Origin of the sequence: Muricomes intestini, assembly GCF_004346165.1 — a bacterium.
GTDB classification, from domain to species: Bacteria; Bacillota; Clostridia; order Lachnospirales; family Lachnospiraceae; genus Muricomes; species Muricomes intestini.
The window spans coordinates 1-25,827 of sequence record NZ_SLZZ01000038.1 but is presented as its reverse complement, the minus strand read 5'-3'; the positions used below and the strand labels follow the sequence as shown (position 1 = coordinate 25,827).

Here is a 25,827-nt window from a genome sequence, read left to right as displayed (position 1 = left end):
CAATACTGTCCTTTCATTTTTTTCAAAAATAGGGCAGATTGGTACTTTAGGAGAAGTTATATCTTTTGAAATTACATTTTGCGGAAACTCAAGTGCACTCTGTTTTTCTGTTTGTGCAATCTTACCGCTCCATCATGCTGATAGATTCTATCCCGACACTGCCGCCCCGTACAACTTCTATATTCTTAAACTCTTCTTTCATAAGCTGTACCACAGCATCATTTTTTGTTGCAGTCTGAACAAACTCTAAAAGCAGACTGTCCTTCCCATAATCAATAACTCTCGCCTTAAATGTGTCTGCAATCTGAAATAATTCCACCTTATCTGTCTGCGTGCACTTTGTTACCTTCACATATAAAATCTCTTTCATCCTAACAAATATATCTGTAAAATCAATAACCTTAATTACTTCCACCAGGCGGTTTAGCTGCTTCTTAATCTGCTCAAAGGTTTCATCATCACTGACAGTGGCAATGGTCATTCTTGAAATAGTAGAATCCTCTGTTGTTCCCACCGTCAAACTGTCAAGATTATAAGATTTACCGGAAAATAAGCCCGATATCTTGGATAAAACCCCCACCTGATTCTCGACATATAATGAAATCCATCTTTTTTTTGTATTATTTTCCATGTCTTTAAGCCTCCTACTTTTGCTAACCCATAATCATCTCTTCCAGGGTACCGCCCGGCTGGATCATCGGGTAAACCAGCTCCTCCTGGTCAATGATAAATTCAACCAATGTAGGAACCTTACTGCTCTTTTTTGCTTTCTCAAATGCAGCGCTTATCTCTTCCTTCTTTGTGACCCGGATGCCTCTGGCGCCATAGCTCTCGGCAAGCTTTACAAAATCCGGAGTATACTTAGGCATTTCTTTTCCATCTGTCCGACGAAATAGAGCGCCTGATCTCAAGTTAGTCATTCCATATCTTTTGCCATAGAATAGTTTCTGCCACTGACGCACCATTCCAAGATATGCATTATTAAACACACATACAATGATAGGCAGCTCCTCCAGAACCGCCGTGGCAAATTCTTGAATATTCATCTGCATTCCACCGTCTCCGGATATTACAACTACAGGGGTGCCCGGGCTGCCCAACTTTGCTCCGATTCCTCCCGGGAAGCCATACCCCATAGTGCCTAAACCACCGGACATAATCATTTTTTTCTTTGCTGTGATTTCCGCATATTGTGCCGCAAACATCTGATGCTGCCCTACATCCGTCACTATAATCAGTTCTTCAAACTGACGGTTCATTTCATCAATAATATCCTTCGGCCCCATCTCCGAACGAGGCTTCATATCCAAGGGGTGTTCGCCCTGCCATTCATGGATTTTATTCAGCCATTTTTCCGTATCACATGTTTCCACATACTCTTGCATCTTATTGATTGCCTCGCCGGCATCTGCGACAATCGGAATGTCCACATGAATATTTCTGGAAATTGCCGCCGTATCAATATCAATGTGTACAATCTTTGCAGAGGGGGCAAATTCATGGAGCTTTCCCGTAATCCGGTCATTGAATCTGGTTCCTATAGAAAACAGCAGATCACACTCGCTGACAGCCATATTTGCTGCATAGCATCCATGCATCCCGAGATTTCCAACAAATAAAGGATGCTTCGTAGGGATTGCCCCCCTGCCCATTACCGTTGTGACTACCGGTATATTGGTCTTTTCTGCTACCTCCGTAAAAATATTATTTGCTTTAGCTATGTTCACTCCTCCACCAGCCAGGAACAGAGGGCATCTCGCTTTATTGAGCATTTTAATTGCCCGTTTCAACTGTCCTATGTGGACATTTGTGTTTGGTTTATATCCCCGTATATTTACCTCAGACGGATATTCCGGACTGCCAAGCTCTGCCATCACATCTTTAGGCAGATCTATCAGCACCGGCCCCGGCTTTCCCGTACTTGCTATATAGAAGGCCTCTTTGATAATTCTCCCCAAGTCTTCCCTGTTCCGTACAGTTACCCCGTATTTTGTGATACTTCTTGTAATCCCCACAATATCTACCTCCTGAAAAGCATCATTTCCAATCAGATGTCTTGCCACCTGCCCTGTAAAGCAGACAAGAGGTACACTGTCATAATTTGCTGTTGCAAGTCCTGTCACCAGATTCGTCGCTCCCGGTCCGCTTGTCACCAGGCAGACCCCTACCTTTCCGGTGATTCTCGCATAAGCATCCGCCTCATGCACAAGAGCCTGTTCATGTCTTGGGAGAATCACCCGTATATCATCCTGCTTATACAACTCGTCACTGACATCAATTGTACAGGCTCCCGGGTATCCGAATACTGTATCTACTCCCTCCTCCTTCAATGCCTTCACCAGTAATTTATTGCCTGAAATCTTTCTCATTACATGCACCTCCTGAAAATGTTGAATTAAGAATCTGGCAAGCCAGACTTCCGCGCCAAAGCGCGACCGCCTTAGCGGTCTGTTTCCTTTTGTACGCAGTGCGCATTCCCCGGCGAACTTTTTATGTAATAGGAACAAATTTTCCTATTACATAAAAAGCCCTAAGCTATTAATAGCTTAGGGCGAATCTTCAATCCGTGTTACCACCTAACTTCAAAGAGTATTCTCTTTGCACTTTACCAGTACGGGACTTATGTCCGATACTGTCTCCCTGTAACGTGGGAATTACGTTGAATCCTACTGAGGGCCCGCCCGTTCGTTTCACTGCTCGAAAGCTACTTCCGCAACTCCGTTACGAAGACTTACACCAGCCGTCTTCTCTCTTGGCATCGGGTAATTGCGTACTCCTCCTTGTCATCGCATTTTACAAGTTTCTTTGTTGTTATAGAAATTATATTCATTATAGTGTGTGATTTTATCTATGTCAATGGCCAATTCTTGATATTTTTTATCATCCCAATGATTGAATAAATAATAAATGCTGCTATATTTATCACCACTACACTGGCTCCTGCCGGTGTCCCCCATAGATAAGAAATGGCAATTCCAAGAAATAAACAAATAGCAGATATTACTGCAGAGTTTATAATGACACTTTTAAATGTCTTACACACTCTCATAGATGTGAGTGCCGGAAAGATAATAAGACTTGAGATTAGCAAAGCTCCCATCATCCGCATCCCCAGTACAATTGTAACCGCAGTCAGGACTGCAATTAGGGTATTATAGAGATTGGCCTTCACTCCTGTTGCCATTGCAAAGGTCTCATCAAATGTGATGGCAAATATTTTATGATAAAACAAGACAAATAAGACCAGTACGACTGCCGAAAGAATAACGCTCAGTTCTACATCACTGCTGCTCATGGCAAGAATGCTTCCAAACATATAATTGTATACATCTGTATTCATGCCCGTCGTCATGGATATTACCATAACGCCAATTGCCAGAGCACTGGTTGAAATAAGTGCTATTGCAGCATCTCCCTTTATCTTACTGCTTCCGCTGATGCGCAAAAGAAGTACAGCCGCCAGCACAACTACGGGAATCGCAAATATCAGCGGGGCCACATTTGCGGCTGCTGCAATTGCAAGGGCTCCAAATCCCACATGGGATAGTCCATCGCCAATCATAGAATAACGTTTCAGTACAAGACTGACTCCAAGCAGGGCAGAACAGAGAGCGACCATGACACCTACCAGGATTGCTCTTACCATGAATGGATAGGAGAACATTTCAATCAATTTTTCAAACATGCACTTTGCCCTCCCAGAAATTCTTTTCCAATCTCACTTTTTTTATACTCTTCTGCCGTGCCAAAAAACAGGGCCGTTTCTTGAAGATGCAGTATATGGCTGGCATACTTTACGGCAGACTCAATGTCATGTGACACCATCACCACAGCTATTTTAGATTCTTTGTTGATCTGGTAAATCAATTGATAGAATTCCTGCGTTACAATCGGGTCCAGCCCAGTCACGGGCTCATCCAGCAATAACAATTTTTTCGTAGCACACAGAGACCTGGCAAGAAGGACTCTTTGCTTCTGTCCTCCCGACAGGTCACAAAAGCACTGCTTTTCCAGGTCGCGGATACCGAGGAGTTCCATATTTTCTCTTACCCGTTTTTTGTCTGCTGCAGTATAAAATGGTCTGAATCCCCTGCTGCCAAGGTTGCCGGACTGGACAACCTCATAAACACTTGCCGGAAAATCTTTCCTCACATCCTGCTGCTGAGGGAGATATCCTATCTCACGCAATTTTAAACCGTCGCCCAGCTCAATTTTGCCTTTCGACGGTGCCTTCAAGCCAAGAAGGCTTTTTACAAGCGTACTTTTCCCGGAACCGTTTTCCCCCACAATGTAGAGATAGTCGTTCTCTCCAACCTCAAAGGATAAATCATGCACCACCGTCTGGCCCTCATACCCAATTGAAACATTTTCACATCTAATCAGTGCCATCCGCCAGTGCCTCCTTCAATGTCTCTGCGTTTTTTTCCATCATACTCAAGTAGGTCACACCTTCCTGAAATTGCTTCGCCGTTATGTTATGGCAGCTATAAAATACTTTTACCTTGGCACCAGTCGCTTCCGCTATAGCTTTAGCAATATTATCGTTACTTAAATCCATCTTTAATACAACTGGCAAATTGTCATCTTTCACCTTATTAATAAGAAATGCCATTGTTGCAGCACTTGGCTCCGTATCCGATGCACAGCCGGAAAACGCCGCATAGTATTCCAAATCATAGGCATCAGCAAAATATCGAAACGGAAACCGGTCTCCAAATACAAGTGTATTGTTGGTAGATTGTTCTGTCACATTTAGAAAGTCCTCATCCAGTTTATTTAGTTTTGTATCATAAATTTTGGCATTTTTCCTGTAAAGTTCTGCATTAGAGGAATCTTCCCGGCAGAGCAGTTCCGTAATATTATCAACAATCTCTATTGCATTTTGCGGAGATGTCCACACATGCTCGTCCACTTCTCCCTCACTGTGTTCATCTTCTTTGTGTTGTTCTCCCTCCCCATGTCCATGGCGTTCTTCTTTCATTCCTTCAACATGTTCTTCTTCCACAGTATCTACACAATCTACCAGCCGGAGGATTTTTATATTTTCTTCGTCTATGGAGGACAGGATATCCTCCACCCACTCATCATTTTCCCCACCCACATACAGAAATACATCACAATTCTGAATAGCTATGATATCCTGGGGCGTGGGTTCATATGAGTGGCTCTCCTCCCCCGGCTTCAAAAGCATTTTCAAATCTACCTTGTCGCCTGCAATCTGACGCACAAAATCATACTGGGGGAAGATGGTTGACACTACTTTTAATTTTCTATCCGCACTATTGTGCACATCAGAGTTGTTCTGGAAAACCGTAGCTTTACAGCCGGTTATCGCAGTCCCCAACAATATCAGAAGCAGACAAAAGGGAAGCATCTTCAGGAATTTTTTTCTGCTTTCTGCATCTGCCTTATTATTTTTTCTTATATGTCGTAAATTTGTATTCCAAATCAAAACAAGTATTCTCCTCACTTGCCTCTGTCATTTTCCACTCTTTACTTTCATCCAGATTGGGGAAAAAAGTATCTGCCTGGAAAACATGATCAATCCTTGTAATATAAGCAGTATTACAGTAAGGAAGGAGCTGGCTGTAAACACTGCCGCCTCCGATCACAAAGATATCCTCAGAATTATACTTTTCCAGTTCTTTTAACAGTTCCTCTAAAGTATGGACAACAACTGCTCCCTTTACACGATATGCCCGGCTGGAGGTCAGTACAATATTTGTCCTGTTCTGCAGAGGTACTCCCCCCGGAAAGCTCTCCAGTGTCTTTCTTCCCATAACGATTACCTTTCCCGTTGTGGTCTTACGGAAAAATCTCATGTCAGACGGGATACTGACTAACAGTTTATTTCCATAGCCAATGGCCCAGTTTCTATCCACTGCTGCTATCAAATTCATAGATATTCCTCCTATTTCTATGTTGATTGCCTAAAATCAGGCTCCATTAGATTACACCGCAATCGGTATATTTTTTATCTGCGGATGCGTCTCATAGTTGATTAGCTTCACATCATCCCTGGTAAAGTCATAGAAATTTTTCACTTTCGGATTAAGCCAGAACTCAGGCGCAGGAAGCGGCTCTCTGGAAATCAGCTCTTCAATCAGAGGGATATGCCTGTCATAGATATGGGCATCTGCAATCACATGGATAAATTCCCCTGCATTCATATCACATACCTGAGCAAGCATATGTAAAAGTACAGCATACTGACATACATTCCAGTTATTTGCCGCCAGCACATCCTGGGAGCGCTGATTCAGGATTCCGTTCAAAGTAAGCTTATCACTATTTTTCTCCTTTGTTACATTAAAAGTCATACTGTATGCACAAGGATAAAGGTTCATCTCATGCAAATCCTGATGTACGTAAATATTTGTCATGATCCTCCGGCTGTAGGGGTTGTTTCTCAAATCATATATCACTCTGTCCACCTGATCCATCATGCCTTCCTTATAGACATGCTTCACGCTCATCTGATACCCGTAGGCCTTCCCGATGGAGCCGTTCTCATCTGCCCAGCTGTCCCAGATATGACTATTTAAGTCATGTATATTATTAGACTTCTTCTGCCAAATCCACAGCAGTTCATCCACACAACTCTTAATCGCCGTTTTCCGCAGCGTCAGTGCTGGAAATTCCTTCCGCAAATCATACCGGTTCACTACCCCGAACTTCTTAACCGTGTAGGCAGGCGTATGATCCTCCCACACAGGGCGCACCTTTTCGCCCTCCGTACTTGTACCATTTTCAAGAATATCCCTGCACATATCAATAAACACATGATCCGCATAACTCATATTACAACATTCTCCTTTCCTTCAAAAGGGGTCAGACCCCTTTGCGCTCCATTTATCCTCAATTCTGACAATTTACATTATGGATCTGCTATGTTATAAAGCACTTTTTCCAGGCCCCTGGCCAAAGCTGCGACTTCCTTTTTTGTCATGCCGCGGGTCATCTGCCTGTCCATCTTTTTACGGTCTGCCTCCATCCGCCGCTGGATATCGTACGCCTTTTCCGTCAGGTAGATGTTTTTCCTGCGCTTGTCACTGGCATTTGGAACGCAGAGTACGAAGCCTTTTTCATCCAGCCTTTTCAGAAGTCCTGTCACCGTTGGATTTTTCAAACTAAGATTGCGCTCCACATCTCTTTGATTCACTTCTTCCTTTTCCGTGCGAAACAGATAATCCAGCACTGCACACTGGGATGCTGTTATTCCAATTGTTTTCAGTCTTTCATTCAGGTCCTTTTCAAAAACATTGTTAATCTGCTTCACCGTAAATCCGATTGGCTGGTTTCTTTGTTTCATGGCGTTTCCTTCCTGCAGGCTGATTATATAGCTTGCTATATACTCTACACATTGTTATACCATGACAAAAGGGGCGTGTCAACTTACACCCCCTTCAAACTTCAGCTGAGCTGCAACCCAGTTCAACTGCAACTCTGATTCTAAAGACTATTCTATTTTGCAAAATATCAATGAGACAGTACACTAGTATTCTCTGATGACACTGCTAATCTCCTTGATACTGTCTTTTTCTTTCAATTCTCTCAGTGCATCTTTTAAATGATATTCCTTTACCTTTTCTGTCACAATAACCAGCTCTGCCTCTTTTTCGTGTGCACGTTTCTGTACAACTCTGGCAATACTGACCTTGTGGTCCCCGAATACCGTTGCGATACATGCCAGCACTCCAGGTTGATTTTCCACCTGCATTCTGATAAAAAACTTATTCTTTACATCGTCAAAGTTTTTAATAGGGAGAGCTTTGTAGCATGTACAGCTGATTCGTCCTGTACAATGATACTGTAGGTTCCTTGCCACATCGATAATGTCTCCCAGCACCGCACTTGCGGTAGGCAGCTCTCCCGCGCCTCTCCCATAGAACATGGCATCGTCCACGGCATCTCCATGCACAAAAACTGCATTGAAAGAATCCCGCACAGAAGCCAGCGGATGTTCTTTATTTAAAAGCATGGGATAAACTCCTACCTCAATCCCGCCCTCTGTATTGCGTGCCACCCCCAGCAGCTTTATAACACTGTCAAATTCCTTCGCATAATGAATATCCTCAGCTGTAATCCCGGTGATACCCTCTGTGTAAACATCTCCAAACACAACTCTCGATCTAAATGCAACGGAAGCCATAATAGCTGCCTTCCTCCCCGCATCCAGCCCCTCCACGTCCGCAGTTGGGTCTGCCTCCGCATACCCGAGCTCTGTTGCTTTTTTCAGCGCCTCCTCAAAGCTGACACCTTCGTCAAACATCTTTGTCAGAATATAGTTGGTTGTCCCATTTACTATACCTATAACCGCTGAAATATCATTTCCCGCCAGGCACTGCTTTAAAGGACGTATAATCGGGATCCCGCCTGCCACAGCTGCTTCAAACAGAAAATCACATTGATTCTCTTCCGCAGTATCCAGAAGCTCCTTTCCATATTCTGCCACCAGATCCTTATTGGCCGTAACCACATTCTTTCCCGCATTCATTGCCTCCAAAATCATAGTCCGGGCCGGTTCAATACCTCCCATAACCTCTATGACAATTTGAATCTCTCCATCCTGCAAAATATCCTTCCAGTTGTCTGTTAAAAGGGAAGTATCTACGCCCTCCCTCGTCTTATTCATATTATGTACCAAGATCCTGGAGAGCTCCAGCTGTGCACCTATGGTATGTTCCATCACGTCTGCACGTCTCTGTATCAGCTTATAAACACCAGTTCCCACAGTACCCAGTCCCAGCAGTGCTATTTTAATTTTCTTTTGTTCCATAACCATACCTCATATTGCTGTAAATTTTTATAGGCTGCATTATACCATTAGTTTTTTCACAAGGTGCATCTATTTTATCTTGTTTGTCTCATCCCACATAAACTTCTCCAATTTGTTCACAGATATTCCCAAAACATAAGAAAGCTCACTGTAAAGAGCGTTCTCTAAAATCTGTTGATATTTCTTGTCTATACTAGTGATGCTCCCTGCACTTTCTGCCCTCTTATACAGTGTTCTTAATACTTTTGTCCATTCTTTCGGATCGTAATTTGAAATACATTCTTTGTAATCCTGCTCGCGCGCTTTTCCATTTTTCGCCCACGCGTCGCCAATATTATCCACATCATGAATCAAATCCAGCGCCTCGTTTTTAGTTACAGGCTTCCGTATATTTTCTTTATCATCTATCGGAATATAAGCTCTTTCTTTAGAATCTCCCATAGACTGCAATGTATAATACTTTTTCTTCCTGTCTACAAAAGTAAAATCCAAAATCCCTACATCCTCCACCCTATATATTCCCCTGCTTTTGTATACTACGACATCTCCCGGATTGATCTGCATATTTCCTCCTTCACAAACTTTAACATCTTAACTGCATCTTTTTTATTTTTATATTTTCAGGCACTAACTACTCTTCCCATAGAAAACACCACCTTTTTAATTTTTATACATATATCTTAACATTTTTTAACCATTTTTGTAAGGGCTTTATAGGTTCCATTGATTTATATTCCCTGCATCCACTCCGTCAGTAGTTTTTGTAAGCCATTATTATATTGATGATTTACAAAAAAGGTATGTAATTTTTTAATTTTGTGAAACTAAGGATACTATAGAATCTAAAGAATTTAAGGCTCTGTTTACAGAAACGGTTTGACTCTGAATAGTTACAATTTGTTACAGAAAAAGTGCTGTGATCCTTGTAAAATAAGGCATCAAGCACTCCTGACAAAAGAGCGATAGACGGGATTCGAACCCGCGACCCCGACCTTGGCAAGGTCGTACTCTACCAACTGAGCCACTATCGCATATGTTGTATGTTTCCTGACCGGAACAATAATAACTATACCATGTACAGGAAACATTGTCAACATTTTTTTATTTTATAACTGTTCCCATGCTGATTGTTTTTAGCAAACTGTATTCTCGATCAAGCACCAGAATATCTGCATCCTTTCCCTTCGCCAGTATTCCCTTCTGATTCAGCCCGAATTCCTCCGCCTGATTTACAGAACCCATTTTCACTGCTTCTTCCGCGGAGGCCCCTGTAAACTCCATGACGTTTTTAAAGGCCTGTATAAAGGATAATACGCTTCCGGCTATAGTCCCATCCTCCAGCCGTGCCGTATGATCCTTCACATAAACCTTCTGTCCGCCAAGTTCGCTTATTCCCTCCGGCAGACCCTTCGCTCTCATGGAATCTGTGATCAATTCAATGCCATCGCAGCCTCTGACCTCGTAAGCCAGCTTCACCATTTCCGGTACAATATGTATTCCATCACAGATGAGCTCCGTCTTTACTCCCGGTGTCATCAGGCCAAAACCTGTTACTCCCGGCTCACGGTGTTTCAGTCCTCTCTGAGCGTTATACAAATGGGTGACATGGCTCGCTTTGCTCTTTAAGAGCTGCTCATACAATGCATTGGAATGTCCTACGCTTAACACGATGTTCTGAGATTTACACCACTCTTCAAACTCCGGCTCGGCTTCCTCCGGCGCATAGGTGACAATGCGAATCAGGCCGCCGCTTATTTTGTTCCATTTGTCCAGCACTTTTTCATCCGGTTTTTTAATATAAGCCGGATCCTGCGCCCCTTTAAATTCCTTTGAAACAAACGGTCCCTCCACGTGTATTCCCTGTATAATGGAAGTTTTCTTTGCCGCATCGGCTATGTTTTTCAAAGATGCCTCTATCTTCTCATAGGTCTGTGTCATGGTTGTGCAAAAGTAAGAAGTGATCCCTTCATTTTTTGCCATTTTATGAACCATTTCGTGGATTTCTTCAGGAGACGCATCCATATTGTCCAATCCGTACCCACCGTGACTGTGTATGTCAATAAATCCAGGAATCAGAATATCTCCCTCTGCCGCCTCCTCCACATCGTCCTTTTGAGCGACAAAGCTCTCCATGTCTCCAATCTCTGCAATCTGTCTGTTAAAACGGATATATCCATCAAAAATAACTTTTTCTCCGGTGTAAATTTTTTTGTTTTTTATCACTTTCATTTGTCTGTACCCCCTTCCTTTTCACATGTTTTGTTACAAATTCAGCTATCAGTTTTATTTTTCAAGCTTATATATTTCCAGCCCCAGCTCATGAAGCTGTTTTTCATCCACCTGGCCCGGGGCCTCTGTCATCAGGCAGGAAGCATCCTTGATTTTCGGAAATGCCATAACATCGCGGATACTCTCTTCCTTTGCCATGAGCATCACCAGACGATCCAGCCCGTAAGCCAAACCGGCATGAGGCGGAACTCCATATTTAAACGCATCCAGAAGAAAACCAAACTGGCTGTGTGCCTGTTCTTTTGTAAAACCGAGAACCTCAAACATTTTTTCCTGTATGTCATTCTGATGGATACGGATGCTGCCTCCGCCGATTTCATTTCCATTTAATACAATATCATACGCTTTGGCGCGGACCCTTCCCGGATCAGAATCAATGTACTGCCAATCCTCTTCCATAGGCATAGTGAACGGATGGTGCATTGCCAGAAAACGGTTCTGCTCATCACTCCACTCCAGCAGAGGGAATTCTGTCACCCAGAGGAATTTATATTCATCTTTATCCAGGATCTCCATCTGTCTTGCAATTTCCAGACGCAGATTGCCCAGCACATCCCAGACAACCTTATTTATGTCAGCAGCAAACAAAAGCAAATCCCCCGGCTCGCCCGACATGGCCTGAATCAGATCCTGCATCTCTTCCTCAGTCATAAATTTTGCAAAAGAGGACTTCACCGTACCGTCCTCCTGGATTGCAGCATAAGCAAGACCTTTTGCACCATAGCTTTTTGCAAAATCAACCAGCTTATCAATCTTTTTGCGGGGCATTGCTCCCTGTCCTTTTGCATTGATTCCCCGGACTGTCCCGCCATTTTCTACAGCACTCTTGAATACCACAAATTCACTGTCTTTTACATTCTCCGTTACATTAACCAGCTCCATGCCAAAACGGGTATCCGGCTTGTCTGAGCCATAGCGGTCCATCGCCTCCTGCCAGGTCATCCTTTGAATAGGAAGTGTTACTTCTATATCCATTACCTCTTTGAACAGCTTTGCAAGCAATCCTTCATTTACATCAATAACATCGTCTACATCTACGAAAGAGAGTTCCATGTCAATCTGGGTAAACTCTGGCTGCCTGTCTGCACGCAAATCCTCGTCGCGGAAACATTTTGCAATCTGGAAATAACGGTCATACCCGGAGCACATCAAAAGCTGCTTAAACAGCTGTGGCGACTGCGGCAGCCCATAAAAGCTTCCCGGGTGGATACGGCTGGGGACCAGATAATCTCTTGCGCCCTCGGGCGTACTCTTTCCCAGTATGGGAGTTTCAATTTCTAGAAAGCCTTCCTCTGATAAGAACTGACGGGTCAGTGTGGCAACCCTGCTCCTCATCATCAGGTTTCTCTGTAAATCCGGTCTTCTCAGATCCAGATAACGGTATTTCAGACGAAGCTCTTCCTTTGTTTTACTATTCTCTTCTATCGGAAAGGGCGGGGTTTCGGATTCAGAAAGAATACGCAGCCGTCTTGCCCTGACTTCAATTCCACCCGTTGCAAGGTTCTCATTCACGGCGCCGCTTCTCGCTTCCACTTTGCCTACAACCGCGATTACAAATTCGCTGCGTAGTTTTGCCGCCTTCTCAATCACTACTGCATTTTCTTCTCCCTCAAACACAATTTGAAGAATGCCGGAGCGATCTCGTAAATCTACAAACACAATTCCGCCCTTATTACGGTTTTTCTGCACCCAGCCCATTGCAGTTACAGTCTCTCCAATATTCTTTTCGGACAATTCACCGCACCGGTGCGTCCGTTTTAATCCCTTCATTGACTCTGCCATACCTATCATCCTCTCCAAAGGGGACAGTCCCCTTTCACACATTTTTCACAATTTTACTTAAACGTTGTCCCGGTAACACTCTATAATGTCGCCATATCCTTCTTCCGTCAGCTGTTCCTTCTGGAATTTCTTATTTTTTTTCATATTGACTATCAAAACCTGTTTTCCCCCTGCTCTCTCTTCTTTGGCAAGGTTCAGAATTTTGAGCATTCCTTCTTTTGGCATTCCTTTTTCAATCAGAAATGCTTTTTTGTCTCTGCCGGTGGGGACCTTGTACCCGCGCTCCAAAAGCAGCATGACGATTCTTTCAAAACCTATGGAAAATCCTACCGCGGGGGTGTTCTGCCCGGTAAATTTTCCAATCATTTCATCGTAGCGTCCGCCGCCGCCTACGGAACCGCCGAACTCATCCATGGAAATTTCAAATATAGTTCCTGTGTAATAGGACATTCCCCGGACAAGAGTGGGGTCAAAGCTCATGTTGAACTGTGCTCCTTTTGCACTCTCTACACTGTTGATAATCATTTCCAGTGAATCCGCCGCATCATCCGCAAGAAAGCCTTCCAGTTTTTCTTTACAGTAACGGATACCTTCCACATCGTTCGTAATCTCTTTGAATAACCGGAGATATTTTTCAACCGCTTCTTTTTCATAGCCACATTCCTCTAATTCTGCCGCCACACCTTCTAAACCGATTTTGTCCATCTTGTCCAATATGATAAATACAGTTTCATAGTCTTCTTCTCTGAAACCACTATAGGCCGCCATTGCCTTCAAAAACCGCCTGTCATTGATACGGATGGTAAAGTTCTGAAAATCAAGCTTCCCCAGCAGTGTAGATGTCGCAAGTATCAGCTCAATCTCTGCCAGATTACCGGGCTCCCCCAAAATATCGATATCGCATTGCATAAATTGACGGAAACGGCCTCTCTGGGGCCTGTCTGCCCGCCATACATTTCCCATCTGCAACGCCTTAAAGGGTGAGGGAAGATCATTGGCATTGTTGGAATAATAACGGGATAAAGGCACCGTCAGATCATAGCGGAGCCCTCCGTCCACCAGATCACTTTCTGTCCGGGCGGTATCAAGCTTCAGCTTTTCTCCCCGCTTAAGGATCTTGAAAATTAACTTTTCATTATCCCCGCCCTGTTTGCTGCACAGGTTTTCAATATGTTCCACACAGGGTGTTTCGATTGAGGAAAATCCAAAGGACTTATATGTGTCCTTTATGAGTCCAATTACATAGTCTCTGATTTCCATTTCACCGGGCATCATATCCTTCATCCCCGTGACCGGTTTCTTTTTTAACGCCATAGCCATTCTCCTTTTCTCTCAATCATTTCGTCAATTCGGCTGATATATGACTCAATATCTTTCACATTCTCTATTCTCACCAGATTGCTCTGTTTGCCGTTCTCCAGAAAAATCTTCTCAGGAAAAACGATCTTTGTGGAGGCACCTGCACCTGCCGCGAGAATCGTCTGCTTTTCTTCCATAATAAGTATATTGTATATTCCGGCTTTGTCAACCTTCGCATAGCCCACATTTTCAAAATTTCCAACCATATTTTTCTGCCTGTACAGGTAGTAGGGCTGCAGGCCCATCCTTTTTGCCGACGCTGCACCAATCTCTACCATCTCTGCAATTTCCGAATGCAAATCTATCTGCCTGTGCTCCCGGCCAAACTGTGCCGCACGTTTGATAGCCAGTGCATGAACTGTCAGACTGTCAGGCTGTAAGCTTTCTATCTGCCTCAGTGTATCCTGCATGTCTGCTGCAGTTTCTCCAGGCAGACCTGCAATTAAATCCATGTTAATGTTATCGAAGCCCAGCTCCCTCGCAAGATAAAAAGCATTCTTTACATCCTGTACGCTGTGCCGGCGCCCTACTTCATCTAATGTCTTCTGCTGCATAGTCTGGGGATTCACCGATATTCTGGTCACAGGATGTTTTGCAAGTACCTCCAGCTTCTCACGGGTAATACTGTCCGGTCTTCCTGCTTCGACAGTAAATTCCTGCAAATTCTGGTAGGGAAATGTTGAATCCAGCAAATCAAGAAGCCTTTCAAGCTGCTCTGCCTTGAGGGAGGTCGGAGTTCCGCCGCCTATATAAATTGTATTTAGCTTTTTCCCCCGGGCAGCCTGTCCGATAAACGCAATCTCCTTACACAGTGCATCCATGTACAGATCCATCCTGTCTGCCCATCTACTAAAAGGCGAAGAGCCAAAGGAACAATAAGAACAGATACTAGGACAGAAGGGTATACCGATATACAGACTGTATCCCCGGTCATAATCCAATTTCTGCAGCAGCTTCTTTTCCCGCTGGGCAATCTCGCAGCCAAGCACGGCTTTTTCTGCATTGACATTATAAGATTTATTAAGAAACCTCACAATGTCTTTATCGCTTATTCCATTTTCCATTTTCTGCATAATTAGTTTGGTGGGACGGACACCTGTCAACATCCCCCATGCCAGTTTTTTCCCAGTCACTCTACTTAGATAATCATAGATAAGCTTCGTTACATGATGCTTTGCCTCCTGTCTGTCGCGGCACTTTGTCACCTCTTCCTGGGGAATGGAAAGGCAAGACCCCCCTTCCAACACCAGCTCTGCCAGAGGTTCTTGCCTTTCATCCACCTTCTGCCTGATTTCCGCATTGGGGAAAAAGGCTTTTACTATATGATATAAATTATAACTATACAGAGTCTCCTTACTGCTGATATCTATTATCATCCGTTTAGCAGTCTTCCTTTCCTTTTATAAAAACGGGTTATGGGTCTGTTCAAAAGCAATGGTAGTCTCATCCATATGGCCCGGATAAACTTTTGTCTCTCCTGGCAGGCACATTAGCTTATCCTGAATAGAACGGATCAGCTGGCTACTGCTCCCTGTGGAAAAATCAGTTCTGCCTATAGAAGCACAAAACAATGTATCTCCGCTGAACAGCACACCCTCTGACTGGATATAATAGCAGCATCCTCCTACAGTATGCCCCGGTGTGTAGATTGCCTCAACCTCCAGCCCTGCCACAGTCAGCTTCTCCCCGCTTTTCAGATAGTGTGCCCCAGAAAAGGTATAACCCGGCCCATAGGTGGCCGAAGAATTTAAGGCAGCATCTTCCAGCAGCTCCTTCTCTGCCTCATGGACGTAAACCGGTACAGGGAATTCATTCAAGAATCCGTCAATCCCCATAATATGATCAAAATGTCCATGAGTCAGCAAAATTGCTTTCATCTCCAGACCCGAGCTTTTAATATGATCTACCAATTTCCCCGGGCACGCACCCGGATCTATCAGAAAACACTCTTTTGATTCTTCATTCTGCACAAGATAACAGTTTGTACTTATTATACCAATTACAAATCGCTCTATTTTCATCTCTTCCTACCCCGCTGTTCTCTCAATATCCATTACGCCCTCAACCTGACGCAGTTTTTCAATAATTTTGTTCAGCTCTTCCCGGCCGTGAACGATAAAGCCCAATTCCAAAGTAGCAGTTCCTTTTTTGTTTGTCCGGACATTCATGGATTTAACATCAATCTGCGCTTCTGTAAAAAGTCTGGTAAATTCCAGCAGAAGTCCTTTCCTGTCATAGGCAAATACCTTTAGCTCTGCCAAATACTGCCCGCCGCCGTTCCACTCGTTCGTCTCCCATTCTGCATCAATCAAACGTTCCCGTTCTGTCCCTGATAAATGTATAATATTGACACAGTCAGTTCTGTGGATGGACAATCCCCGTCCCCTGGTCACAAATCCCACGATTTCATCCCCGGGAACCGGGTTACAGCATTTTGAAAAACGAACCGCCATATCATTCATTCCCCTGACCAATATTCCGCTCTTAGACTTGGCGATATGAACCTTCTGATTGCTCGCCTCGGATAGCCTCTCCAGAATTGTCTCATCCGTTATTTCCTTTTTGTGCTCCTTTTCATATTCTTCCACAAGACGGTTCACAATCTGGCCTTCCTTCAGGCCGCCGTGACCAACTGCCGCCAGAACTGCATCCCAGTCCCGGAATCCATATTTCTGCTGTACCACCTGCTGATATTTAGGCTTTAGAACATCCGAAAGATTAATGGTTTTCGCCTTACAATAGGAAGCAATCAGTTCCTTTCCGCGAATAATATTATCTTCTTTGAACTCTTTTTTAAACCACTGATTAATCTTATTCTTTGCCTGGGTACTTTTTACGATATTCAGCCAGTCCCGGCTCGGTCCCCTGGAATTCTGAGAAGTCAGTATCTCAACCCTATCACCATTTTGTATTTTATAATCTATATTTACCAGTCTACCATTGACTCTGGCGCCCACCATCTTATTTCCTACTGCGCTGTGGATGCTGTAAGCAAAATCCACCGGGGTGGAACCGTTGGGCAGACTCTTTACATCCCCATCCGGAGTAAAACAGTACACATCATCGACAAACAGATCCAGATCCCCTTTTAGGAGACTTAAGAACTCCCGGTTATCCGACATGTCTCTCTGCCACTCAAGGATCTGACGCAGCCAGCTCAGCTTCTCCTCCTCCTGGGCCTCCACACTCTTGCCGTTTCCGCCTCCCTCCTTGTACTTCCAGTGGGCGGCAATACCATATTCAGCTGTCTTATGCATCTCCTCCGTACGGATCTGAATCTCAAAAGGCTGGCCTGAAGGTCCCATCAAGGTTGTATGAAGAGACTGGTACATGTTAGCCTTTGGCATAGCAATATAGTCTTTGAAACGCCCCGGTATTGGTGTGTACATCTCATGGATGACTCCCAGTGCCGCGTAGCAGTCCTTGACAGAATCCACGATAATGCGCACGGCAAACAAATCATAAACCTGATCCAGCATTTTGTTCTGGTTGACCATCTTCTTGTAAATGCTGAAGAAATGTTTTACCCGCCCATAAACCTTAGCCTCAATGTTGGCATTTTTCATGTGGGTGGATACCTCTGCCACAATCTGCTGTACAAATTCCTCCCGCTCTGTCTTGCGCTCGTTCAGCTCTCTGACCAGATTATAATAAACCTCCGGCTGGTAATATTTCAAAGACAAATCATCCAGCTCCGTCTTGATTTTAGAAATACCAAGCCGGTGCGCAATAGGGGCATAGATGTCCATTGTTTCTCTGGCTTTTTCCTTTTGCTTTGCAGGAGTCATAAACTCCAGGGTCCTCATATTGTGCAGACGGTCTGCCAGTTTAATGATGATAACGCGGATGTCCTTGGCCATTGCCAGAAACATTTTCCGCAAATTCTCTGCTTGGACCTCAAGCTTATCCTGAGAATAAGATAATTGTCCCAATTTTGTGACACCGTCTACCAGAAGAGCGACCTCCTCACCGAATTCTCTTGTCACATCTTCCAAAGTCATATCAGTATCTTCCACCGCATCATGAAGCATTCCTGCCACAATCGTCTCTTTATCCATCTCTAAATCTGCCAGGATAATTCCTACCCACAGAGGATGAATAATATAAGCCTCACCTGATTTTCGCACCTGGTCTTTATGGGCGGCCTTTCCCATACAATATGCTTTTTCTATCATAGTAATATCAGCAGATGGATGATATTTTTTAATTCGTTCTACCAAGGACTGATACAATTGTTCAGGGTCTTGATAATCTTCCGGCGCTTTCACTGCATGACCCTCGACGACCTCTAAATTTTTGTTCAGCAATTCATATTCCGGAGTTCCAGCCATATCAATTCCCCCCTTTCTTCTGTCGTAAATGCCATAGATAAAATTAAGTATACCATTGTTTTTGCAATTTTCAAACTATTTCCTTTTTGAATTCGTAACAGTCCAGCCCTAAACATGGGTTATTGGTAGTTTACTACCGTAATCTGGAGGTTCTTTACACCCATATATTCATTTACAGAAGGGTAAAATGTAAACGACATCTGTTGTTTTTGCTCCATATATTTCAGGCATTCATGGACTTCTCCAAAGTAAACAGCCTCCATCCGGTTCCTGTTCACATCTTCTACCTGAAATTTCAGAACATTTTGATTTTTTCCGATAATTCTCGGATTAATCACTTTTAGATTTTTTTCTGCAAACAGAGGCTTTGTATTTCCTTTTCCAAAAGGCTCCAGAAGCTCCATTTCTTCCACAAGAGATTCCGTCACATAGGCAAATGGAAGCTGCATGTCGATGGATACCCTTGGAAGAAGGTCATCGTCGGATAAATCAGAAAGTTCGTTGATGATTCTCCTGAACTTGTCCACATTCTCTTCCTCAAGAGAAAGCCCCGCCGCGAGCTTGTGTCCCCCGAACTTCGTAAATAGCTCCCGGCATCTGCACATTTCTCCAAACATATTGTAGACAGGTGTGGAGCGGCCAGAGCCCTTTACCCCTTCGGCCCCACGGGTAAGCACAAATGTAGGGCGGTAATATTTTTCCTTTATTCTGCCGGCAATAATTCCTGCTATACTTTCGTGGCAGCCGGGGAGATAGATGACTAGAACCTTATCTTCCTTCAGCGGGCCTTTCTCAATCTGTCTCACCGCCTCCTCTACCCCTTTTTCCGTCATTTCCTTGCGGCTGTCATTTAATGCCTTCAAATCCTCCGCCAGCATCATGGCATCTCTGCGGTTCTCGGCCATCAAAAGTTCCAATGCCCGCTTTGCCGTATCCAGCCGGCCACTGGCATTAATGCAAGGCCCCAGCACAAACCCGATATGATATGCCGACAATCTTTCTACAGGGATTTTCGTACATTCAATCAATGCCTTCAGACCCTGATTGTGTGTACACTTGAGCATCTCAAGCCCCTGCTTAACAAAAATCCTGTTTTCTCCAGTCAGATCCATCACATCTCCCACCGTTGCTATAGCCACATTTTCCATTAAATAATCGATATCATCCACATCTCTTTGCATTACTTCATACAGTGCCTCGATCATTTTGTAAGCAACCGCTGTCCCGCACAGTTCTTTAAAAGGGTATTCACAATCCGGCCTGTGTGGGTCTACCACAGCATCCGCCCGGGGCATAATATACTCTTTCCCGCCACCAGCTTCCAGATAGGGAACCTCATGATGATCTGTCACAATCACGGTGAGCCCCTGCTGCCTGCCATAATCAATCTCATCTGCCGCCGCAATTCCATTGTCACAAGTGATGATCGTGTCAATTCCATCCTCCAGTGCCCTGTCAATCAATGCCCTGTTCAGTCCATACCCATCCCGCATACGGTCCGGAATATCAGTATCCACATTTCCGCCTAGCTTTGAAATCCCTTCCTGAAGCACATAGGTTGCATTTACCCCATCTATGTCATAGTCACCGATGACTCGGATAGGCTTGTCCTCCTGAATCTTTTCCGAAAGGATTTCCACGGCCCTGTCCATATCTTTCATCAACATTCCGTCGTATAGATCGGCAATTGTACCATTTAAATAGAAATCAATCTGCTCATCTCCAATGATGCCCCGGTTCCGTATCAGCCTTGCAGTAATGGGAGAAATGTGGTACTTCCGGGCAATTTGATTAAAATCAGCTTTCTTCATCGATATGAACCACTTTTCCACCTTTTATCCTCCTTGTAAACAAAATCCGCAATTTGCCTTTCTAAATAGTCAGAGGACAAATTGCGGACACAGTGTACTGATGCACTGTCTCATTGATATTTCACACTATGCCGGCACCAAAGCCTATAGGCTGTCCGCCAGCGCTGCCTTTACCATGATTGCACATTCCACACGTTTGCGCTCCATCTCACAGCTTACGTCGTAGGTATCGTTAATTGTGTTATTAAACTTATAAGAATTCGCCATACAGCCGCCGCTGCAGTAAAACCTTGCGAAACAGTTCCTGCACTTCTCCTTGGAATAAACGCTGCATCCTCTGAATTCATCTGCAATCTTCGGTTTTACAATTCCCTCGTCCACATTCCCCATAAGGAACTCATCCTGTCCCACGAATTGATGGCACGGATATAAATCTCCCCAGGGGGTAACCGCCAGGTACTCTGTACCTGAGCCACAGCCGGACAATCTCTTCGCCACACAGGGTCCGCCCTCCAAATCCAGCATAAAGTGGAAAAAGGTAAAGCCCTCACCTTTTCGTTCTCTTTCCACCATTGTCTTTGCAAGAACATCATATTCATGGAAAATCTGAGGCAGGTCGCTTTCCCTGATTGCATAGAGGTCTGTCTCCTCCCCCACTACAGGCTCAATAGAAATCTGTTCAAATCCCAAATCTGCAAAATGCATCACATCATTGGAAAAGTCGAGATTGTCCCGGGTAAAGGTTCCCCTGATGTAGTACTTCTGCTGATTTCTGCTGTCCGCCAGCTTTTGGAATTTCGGCACAATCAGATCATAACTGCCCTTTCCATTCCTGAACGGACGCATCTTATCATTGACCTCCCGCCTTCCATCCAGGCTCAGGACAACATTGTCCATCTCACGGTTCACAAACTCTTGAACCTCATCATTTAAAAGGACACCATTCGTAGTCAAGGTGAAACGGAAATGCTTGTCGTGCAGCTTCTCCTGCTCCCGTCCATAGGCCACCAGATCCTTTACCACCTTCCAGTTCATCAGCGGCTCTCCGCCAAAAAAATCTACTTCCAGGTTCCTTCTGCTTCCGGAATTAGCAATCAGAAAGTCTAGCGCCTTCTTTCCCACTTCGTAGGACATCAGTGCACGTCTTCCGTGATATTCCCCTTCCTCCGCAAAACAATATCTGCAGGCCAGGTTGCAGTCATGGGCTATGTGAAGACACAGCGCTTTTACAACCGTCTTTCTCTGCTTCACTTCACCAATATAATCCTCATAAATGTCCCTCGTAAAAAGCTGGCCGGCTTCTGTCAGTTCAATAACAGCTTCTAGAACATCTCTTATATCCTCTTCACCGTAAACCTGTCCAAAACGCTCCAAAAGATATTGATAAGTATCATCTTCTCTCAAAGTCTCCGGAGTATGTAAAGAATTCATAGCTTCCAGAGATTCAATTATGTCATATGCTATCTTGTCCACAACATGAACTGCCCCGCTGTTTACGTCAAGGACAATGTTATATCCATTATTTTGGTACTGATGTATCACAACAGTTCCCCCTTTTCTTAAATTCCTGTGCTGCCTGAAAAGCACCCTCGCGTCAACAAACACAAGGCAGCGGCCAAAGCCGCTGCCCTTAAAGCCACATAACTATATTTGATGATACCAGGGTCAAAAGGCCATGCGTTTCATGCTTGCATGGAAAAGCATGACCTTTTGACCCTTACATCATTTGATTACAACAATTCAGCCATACAAATTTTTGACAGCTGATTGCTGAACTCTTATATATACAGCTTATCTCTTCTGCTCACATGTCTGATTTCCAACTGTACAGGATGTCTTGCATGCTGACTGGCAGGATGTCTGACATTCTCCGCAGCCGCCTTTTTTTACTGTATGATTTAATGTCTGTGTATTCAGTGTTTTAATATGTTTCATAATGTTTTCCTCCTATCTTCATACTGCAGGCCTCTTTACCTTATGATATTATAGCATACCGCGCCCGGCTTTTAAAGAGTTTTTTACAATTTATACTTGACACAGATGTTATAATATAAACGTAACAAAGAGGTCTGCTTAACAGCCTTAAAGGCTGCTAAGTAATGGATTCAGAATTTTGGAGGAAAAGATAAATGAATACTTTAAAAGCTGAAAAACGAGACATGAAAACAAAGGCAAAGCGACTTAGAAGAGAAGGATTTGTTACCGGCAATGTATTTGGACGGGAGATAAAAGAGTCCATCCCAATCCAGATTGAAAAAGGTACAGCAGAACGTCTGCTTAAAACCAATGGCAGGGGAAGTCAGGTCATGTTGGATTTAGACGGACAATCTATGGATGTTTTGATTAAAGACGTTGACTATGCACCGATGGGCGGGCCGATTTATGAGATAGATTTCCAAGCTCTGGTCAGCGGTGAAAAAGTTAATTCCGTTGCAGAAGTATTTCTTCTAAACCACGAGAAGGTAATCGCCGGTATCGTACAGCAGCAGCTGCGTGAAATCGCATTCAAAGCGCTTCCATCTGCTCTGGTTGAAAAGGTCACCATCGATGTAGGCGATATGAAGATTGGTGATACAATTAAAGTAAAGGACCTGGACATTGCCGCAGATAAAGATATTGATTTAATTACCGACCCGGATACAGATATTGTAACCGTCACCGAAGCACGCAATGCTCCGATTGAAAGTGATACTGATGAAGATGCAGATACCGTAGAAAGTACAGAAGTTTAATTTTTATAGAAGGTAACGTAGATAATGCCATCTGTGTTTGATATAATAAAAATGTCAACCCCAGGTGGTATTTTTATATGAAAATAAGACGGTAAATTTGATACTGCCTTTTATAAACATGGAGTGATCAAATATGAAACATATACTGATTATTGATGACGATCCTTACATAAATGATTTGCTGGAAGAAGTTCTTGTCCGTGAGGGCTACAAAGTGACTCATGCATATTCGGGAACAGAAGCATTACTTGTTTTATCTGGCAGTAAACCAGATCTTATTTTATTAGATCTCATGCTGCCGGGCCTAAGCGGTGAAGATGTTTTGCCAAAAATCCCTGATATTCCCGTTATAGTTGTAAGCGCTAAAGTAAATGTAGAAGATAAAGTTTCGCTATTGTTGGACGGAGCTGTTGATTATATAACGAAACCCTTTGAAGTCGAAGAATTATTAGCGAGAATTACAGTACAACTGAGAAAAGGCTCTGCTTTAGGCCATAACCCAGTACTTGAATTTAGAGATATTGCTTTAAACATTAACACACACTTAGTAGCCGTAAAGAATCTTGACATAAAACTAACCAAAACAGAATTTGCCATTCTGAAATTGTTAATGGAAAATCCCACACAGGTTATTTCAAAATCTGTTTTACTGGACCGTATCAATGAGAGCACGCCTGATTGTATGGAAAGTTCTTTAAGAGTACATATGAGTAATTTACGGAGAAAATTAAGGGATGCTTCAAATCAGGAATATATTGAGTCTGTCTGGGGAATTGGTTTTAAAATGACGGAAGCATAAATCTTGACTAATTCTTAACATTTTTCTTAACAGCTTTCTTAACAATTATATTCTATAATGCTCTTAGTAAAACAAGGAGGCTGAAAGAAATGGATTACGCTTTAATTACAAAAGGACTGAAAAAGGGTTATGGTAAACACAAAATATTAAGCGGACTTTCGATGAATGTCCCGAAAGGTTCGATTTATGCTTTCATTGGCAGGAATGGAGTTGGAAAAACCACTTTAATTCGTTTAATCTGTGGTCTTCAAAAACCATCCGGCGGAGAATATCTGCTTTATGGCATAAGCAGCCGAAAAAAGGAAGTCAGTACTGCAAGAAAAAGAATAGGAGCTGTTGTGGAGACACCTTCCATATATTTAGACATGAGTGCCGAGGATAATCTAAAACAGCAGTACCGTATTTTGGGTATCCCATCTTATGAAAATATCCCAGACTTATTGACCCTTGCCGGTATAGCAAATACCGAAAAAAAGAAAACTCGAAATTTTTCTCTTGGTATGCGTCAACGCTTAGGTATAGCAATCGCTTTGGCAGGTTCACCGGACTTTCTCGTTTTAGATGAACCGATTAACGGTCTTGATCCTCAGGGTATCATTGAAATAAGGGAACTCCTCTTAAAACTAAACCGTGAACATAATATCACTATTCTCATTTCAAGTCATAATCTTGATGAGTTATCACGTATTGCAACTCATTTTGGTTTTATTGACAAAGGGCAAATGGTACGGGAAATAACTGCTTTAGAGTTGGAGAAAAAATGCAGAAAATGTATCAGATTAACAGTCTCTGACATTGAGGTTTTAAGTCGTATTCTAACGGAAAGAAAATGTGAATACGAAATTATTTCAGATAAAACTGTTGATGTGTACGGAAAATTTAATTTGACAAAATTTATTTTAGAGCTATCCAAAGAAGAATGTGATGTTTATAATATTCAGGAACAAGATGAAAGTCTTGAAAATTACTATATCAACTTAATCGGGGGTGGGAGAAATGAATAATTTAGTATCGGCCTATTTTCAACGTCTGTGGAAAAACAAATTATTTATCGGCCTGCTCATTTTTATGGCATCATCGGCAATCCTTATACCCGTTATGGCCCATCAAGAAATCCTGACTTACGGAAAAAGTTATACTTTGGAAAGCAGATTTACATGGCACTTTTTAATCATAGGTTTCCTGACAGCAATTTTTTGTCCATGGTTTCTGGGAACGGAATATTCAGACGGAACAATTCGAAATAAAATCATAGCGGGCAATAATCGGATCAAGGTGTATTTATCAGCACTGCTGGTCTGTATAACAGCAAACGTTATATTAGTCGCGGTACATCAGTGTATTATTATTCCTCTGGGATCATTGTTGATTGCTCCGTTAAAAATAGATATACTATCGTTAGTTACACTTATAGGACTCAGCATACTTATTACCATAACTCTGGTCTGTATAAACACACTATTAGTTTTAATCAACCAGAATAAGGCTTCTTCAACAATAATATGCTTAGTGACAAGTATTTTGATGCTGGCAGTTTCATTTTATATTTTAAGTGTTCTCGTCTCCTCAGATATGTCTGCAGCAGACAGTTTTACGAAAAGTATATTTGAGTTTTTTAATATATTACTGCCTACAGGACAAATATTCAGTTTGGCAAAAATGTCTTTTGAAAATTCTATACAGAGGATTGTTTGTGATATATTGATAATATTATTCACAACAACATTAGGGGTAATGGTTTTTGAAAGAAAAAATTTGAAATAAGCTATATAGGAGGATTACTTTTGTGATTGGCTTTGTAATGTTTTCCATTATATTAATAATTATCATACTTATTTTATGTGTTAAGATGTTTTTTGCAAGACCTTTTTGTAGGAAATTGCAAAAAGTTTTTGTAGGTTGTTGCACCTACATTTTGTAGGTAATTGCAATGGCATGTGCCAGC

Annotated in this window: 23 protein-coding genes, 1 tRNA gene and 1 other annotated feature; of the genes, 4 read left to right on the top strand and 20 right to left on the bottom strand. The window is 43.0% G+C overall.

What is annotated here, in order from left to right; all coding sequences use genetic code 11:
• Positions 1–121 precede the first annotated feature (121 nt).
• From ilvN to scfA, 20 genes are all read right to left on the bottom strand, one after another.
• Positions 122–631, bottom strand: coding sequence for an acetolactate synthase small subunit (gene ilvN / locus EDD59_RS16375; RefSeq protein ID WP_132383858.1), 510 nt, complete (start codon positions 629–631; stop codon positions 122–124).
• 22 nt (positions 632–653) lie between these two features.
• Positions 654–2,369 carry a biosynthetic-type acetolactate synthase large subunit gene (gene ilvB, locus EDD59_RS16370; protein WP_132383856.1) on the bottom strand — a complete coding sequence of 572 codons (1,716 nt, stop codon included), beginning with the start codon at positions 2,367–2,369 and terminating at the stop codon, positions 654–656.
• A gap of 175 nt (positions 2,370–2,544) precedes the next feature.
• Positions 2,545–2,796 (bottom strand) — a binding site (T-box leader).
• Positions 2,797–2,848: 52 nt separating this feature from the next.
• The gene (locus tag EDD59_RS16365; protein WP_132383854.1) at positions 2,849–3,685 is read right to left on the bottom strand and encodes a metal ABC transporter permease; all 837 of its coding nucleotides are present in this window, start codon (positions 3,683–3,685) and stop codon (positions 2,849–2,851) included.
• Positions 3,670–4,389: a metal ABC transporter ATP-binding protein gene (locus EDD59_RS16360; RefSeq protein ID WP_132383852.1), complete on the bottom strand. Its 720-nt coding sequence runs from the start codon at positions 4,387–4,389 to the stop codon at positions 3,670–3,672. Before EDD59_RS16360 ends, EDD59_RS16365 begins: the two co-directional genes overlap by 16 nt.
• The gene (locus EDD59_RS16355; RefSeq protein WP_132383860.1) at positions 4,376–5,374 is read right to left on the bottom strand and encodes a metal ABC transporter substrate-binding protein; all 999 of its coding nucleotides are present in this window, start codon (positions 5,372–5,374) and stop codon (positions 4,376–4,378) included. The genes EDD59_RS16360 and EDD59_RS16355 overlap by 14 nt, the downstream gene beginning before the upstream one ends.
• Positions 5,375–5,411: 37 nt before the next feature.
• Complete coding sequence (locus EDD59_RS16350) at positions 5,412–5,900, bottom strand: dihydrofolate reductase (RefSeq protein ID WP_132383850.1); 489 nt, start codon at positions 5,898–5,900, stop codon at positions 5,412–5,414.
• A 51-nt stretch (positions 5,901–5,951) separates the two neighbouring features.
• A complete protein-coding gene (gene thyA / locus EDD59_RS16345; protein ID WP_132383848.1) occupies positions 5,952–6,800 on the bottom strand; it encodes a thymidylate synthase in 849 nt (282 codons plus the stop codon).
• Positions 6,801–6,877: 77 nt separating this feature from the next.
• Positions 6,878–7,312 (bottom strand): MarR family winged helix-turn-helix transcriptional regulator, encoded by a 435-nt coding sequence (locus tag EDD59_RS16340; RefSeq protein WP_132383846.1) that lies wholly within the window; start codon positions 7,310–7,312, stop codon positions 6,878–6,880.
• A gap of 183 nt (positions 7,313–7,495) precedes the next feature.
• Positions 7,496–8,779: a homoserine dehydrogenase gene (locus EDD59_RS16335; RefSeq protein WP_132383844.1), complete on the bottom strand. Its 1,284-nt coding sequence runs from the start codon at positions 8,777–8,779 to the stop codon at positions 7,496–7,498.
• A gap of 69 nt (positions 8,780–8,848) precedes the next feature.
• Positions 8,849–9,343, bottom strand: a complete 495-nt coding sequence (locus EDD59_RS16330; protein WP_132383842.1) for a CarD family transcriptional regulator — start codon at positions 9,341–9,343, stop codon at positions 8,849–8,851.
• A gap of 394 nt (positions 9,344–9,737) precedes the next feature.
• Positions 9,738–9,810, bottom strand: a tRNA-Gly gene (locus tag EDD59_RS16325).
• A gap of 70 nt (positions 9,811–9,880) precedes the next feature.
• Entirely contained in the window at positions 9,881–11,008 is a 1,128-nt protein-coding gene (gene nagA / locus EDD59_RS16320) for an N-acetylglucosamine-6-phosphate deacetylase (RefSeq protein WP_132383840.1), read from the bottom strand.
• Positions 11,009–11,062: 54 nt separating this feature from the next.
• Positions 11,063–12,850 carry an aspartate--tRNA ligase gene (aspS, locus tag EDD59_RS16315; protein WP_132383838.1) on the bottom strand — a complete coding sequence of 596 codons (1,788 nt, stop codon included), beginning with the start codon at positions 12,848–12,850 and terminating at the stop codon, positions 11,063–11,065.
• Between the two features lie 57 nt (positions 12,851–12,907).
• Positions 12,908–14,164, bottom strand: coding sequence for a histidine--tRNA ligase (gene hisS, locus EDD59_RS16310; protein ID WP_132383836.1), 1,257 nt, complete (start codon positions 14,162–14,164; stop codon positions 12,908–12,910).
• Positions 14,155–15,585, bottom strand: coding sequence for a coproporphyrinogen dehydrogenase HemZ (gene hemZ / locus EDD59_RS16305; protein ID WP_132383834.1), 1,431 nt, complete (start codon positions 15,583–15,585; stop codon positions 14,155–14,157). The genes hisS and hemZ overlap by 10 nt, the downstream gene beginning before the upstream one ends.
• Positions 15,586–15,609: 24 nt before the next feature.
• Positions 15,610–16,230, bottom strand: a complete 621-nt coding sequence (locus EDD59_RS16300) for an MBL fold metallo-hydrolase (protein ID WP_132383832.1) — start codon at positions 16,228–16,230, stop codon at positions 15,610–15,612.
• 6 nt (positions 16,231–16,236) lie between these two features.
• A complete protein-coding gene (locus EDD59_RS16295) occupies positions 16,237–18,540 on the bottom strand; it encodes a RelA/SpoT family protein (RefSeq protein WP_132383830.1) in 2,304 nt (767 codons plus the stop codon).
• A 119-nt stretch (positions 18,541–18,659) separates the two neighbouring features.
• Entirely contained in the window at positions 18,660–20,372 is a 1,713-nt protein-coding gene (gene recJ, locus EDD59_RS16290; protein ID WP_132383828.1) for a single-stranded-DNA-specific exonuclease RecJ, read from the bottom strand.
• Positions 20,373–20,495: 123 nt separating this feature from the next.
• The gene (scfB, locus tag EDD59_RS16285; protein ID WP_132383826.1) at positions 20,496–21,893 is read right to left on the bottom strand and encodes a thioether cross-link-forming SCIFF peptide maturase; all 1,398 of its coding nucleotides are present in this window, start codon (positions 21,891–21,893) and stop codon (positions 20,496–20,498) included.
• Positions 21,894–22,142: 249 nt separating this feature from the next.
• Positions 22,143–22,286, bottom strand: coding sequence for a six-cysteine ranthipeptide SCIFF (scfA, locus tag EDD59_RS16280; RefSeq protein ID WP_087156264.1), 144 nt, complete (start codon positions 22,284–22,286; stop codon positions 22,143–22,145).
• A gap of 194 nt (positions 22,287–22,480) precedes the next feature.
• On the opposite strand from scfA, the gene EDD59_RS16275 reads away from it, so the two are divergent.
• The 4 genes from EDD59_RS16275 (at position 22,481) to EDD59_RS16260 (ending at position 25,646) form a co-directional block, all read left to right on the top strand.
• Positions 22,481–23,083, top strand: a complete 603-nt coding sequence (locus tag EDD59_RS16275; protein WP_132383824.1) for a 50S ribosomal protein L25 — start codon at positions 22,481–22,483, stop codon at positions 23,081–23,083.
• A 133-nt stretch (positions 23,084–23,216) separates the two neighbouring features.
• Entirely contained in the window at positions 23,217–23,882 is a 666-nt protein-coding gene (locus EDD59_RS16270; protein ID WP_132383822.1) for a response regulator transcription factor, read from the top strand.
• 89 nt (positions 23,883–23,971) lie between these two features.
• A complete protein-coding gene (locus EDD59_RS16265; RefSeq protein ID WP_132383820.1) occupies positions 23,972–24,886 on the top strand; it encodes an ABC transporter ATP-binding protein in 915 nt (304 codons plus the stop codon).
• Positions 24,879–25,646 carry a hypothetical protein gene (locus EDD59_RS16260; protein ID WP_132383818.1) on the top strand — a complete coding sequence of 256 codons (768 nt, stop codon included), beginning with the start codon at positions 24,879–24,881 and terminating at the stop codon, positions 25,644–25,646. Before EDD59_RS16265 ends, EDD59_RS16260 begins: the two co-directional genes overlap by 8 nt.
• The last annotated feature ends 181 nt before the right edge of the window (positions 25,647–25,827 follow it).

What these genes read in the sequence shown, in the direction of transcription:
- ilvN (WP_132383858.1), bottom strand. Translation starts at nt 631, where the DNA reads ATGGAAAATAATACAAAAAAAAGATGGATTTCATTATATGTCGAGAAT.
- ilvB (WP_132383856.1), bottom strand. Translation starts at nt 2,369, where the DNA reads ATGAGAAAGATTTCAGGCAATAAATTACTGGTGAAGGCATTGAAGGAG.
- EDD59_RS16365 (WP_132383854.1), bottom strand. Translation starts at nt 3,685, where the DNA reads ATGTTTGAAAAATTGATTGAAATGTTCTCCTATCCATTCATGGTAAGA.
- EDD59_RS16360 (WP_132383852.1), bottom strand. Translation starts at nt 4,389, where the DNA reads ATGGCACTGATTAGATGTGAAAATGTTTCAATTGGGTATGAGGGCCAG.
- EDD59_RS16355 (WP_132383860.1), bottom strand. Translation starts at nt 5,374, where the DNA reads ATGCTTCCCTTTTGTCTGCTTCTGATATTGTTGGGGACTGCGATAACC.
- EDD59_RS16350 (WP_132383850.1), bottom strand. Translation starts at nt 5,900, where the DNA reads ATGAATTTGATAGCAGCAGTGGATAGAAACTGGGCCATTGGCTATGGA.
- thyA (WP_132383848.1), bottom strand. Translation starts at nt 6,800, where the DNA reads ATGAGTTATGCGGATCATGTGTTTATTGATATGTGCAGGGATATTCTT.
- EDD59_RS16340 (WP_132383846.1), bottom strand. Translation starts at nt 7,312, where the DNA reads ATGAAACAAAGAAACCAGCCAATCGGATTTACGGTGAAGCAGATTAAC.
- EDD59_RS16335 (WP_132383844.1), bottom strand. Translation starts at nt 8,779, where the DNA reads ATGGAACAAAAGAAAATTAAAATAGCACTGCTGGGACTGGGTACTGTG.
- EDD59_RS16330 (WP_132383842.1), bottom strand. Translation starts at nt 9,343, where the DNA reads ATGCAGATCAATCCGGGAGATGTCGTAGTATACAAAAGCAGGGGAATA.
- nagA (WP_132383840.1), bottom strand. Translation starts at nt 11,008, where the DNA reads ATGAAAGTGATAAAAAACAAAAAAATTTACACCGGAGAAAAAGTTATT.
- aspS (WP_132383838.1), bottom strand. Translation starts at nt 12,850, where the DNA reads ATGGCAGAGTCAATGAAGGGATTAAAACGGACGCACCGGTGCGGTGAA.
- hisS (WP_132383836.1), bottom strand. Translation starts at nt 14,164, where the DNA reads ATGGCGTTAAAAAAGAAACCGGTCACGGGGATGAAGGATATGATGCCC.
- hemZ (WP_132383834.1), bottom strand. Translation starts at nt 15,585, where the DNA reads ATGATAATAGATATCAGCAGTAAGGAGACTCTGTATAGTTATAATTTA.
- EDD59_RS16300 (WP_132383832.1), bottom strand. Translation starts at nt 16,230, where the DNA reads ATGAAAATAGAGCGATTTGTAATTGGTATAATAAGTACAAACTGTTAT.
- EDD59_RS16295 (WP_132383830.1), bottom strand. Translation starts at nt 18,540, where the DNA reads ATGGCTGGAACTCCGGAATATGAATTGCTGAACAAAAATTTAGAGGTC.
- scfA (WP_087156264.1), bottom strand. Translation starts at nt 22,286, where the DNA reads ATGAAACATATTAAAACACTGAATACACAGACATTAAATCATACAGTA.
- EDD59_RS16275 (WP_132383824.1), top strand. Translation starts at nt 22,481, where the DNA reads ATGAATACTTTAAAAGCTGAAAAACGAGACATGAAAACAAAGGCAAAG.
- EDD59_RS16270 (WP_132383822.1), top strand. Translation starts at nt 23,217, where the DNA reads ATGAAACATATACTGATTATTGATGACGATCCTTACATAAATGATTTG.
- EDD59_RS16265 (WP_132383820.1), top strand. Translation starts at nt 23,972, where the DNA reads ATGGATTACGCTTTAATTACAAAAGGACTGAAAAAGGGTTATGGTAAA.
- EDD59_RS16260 (WP_132383818.1), top strand. Translation starts at nt 24,879, where the DNA reads ATGAATAATTTAGTATCGGCCTATTTTCAACGTCTGTGGAAAAACAAA.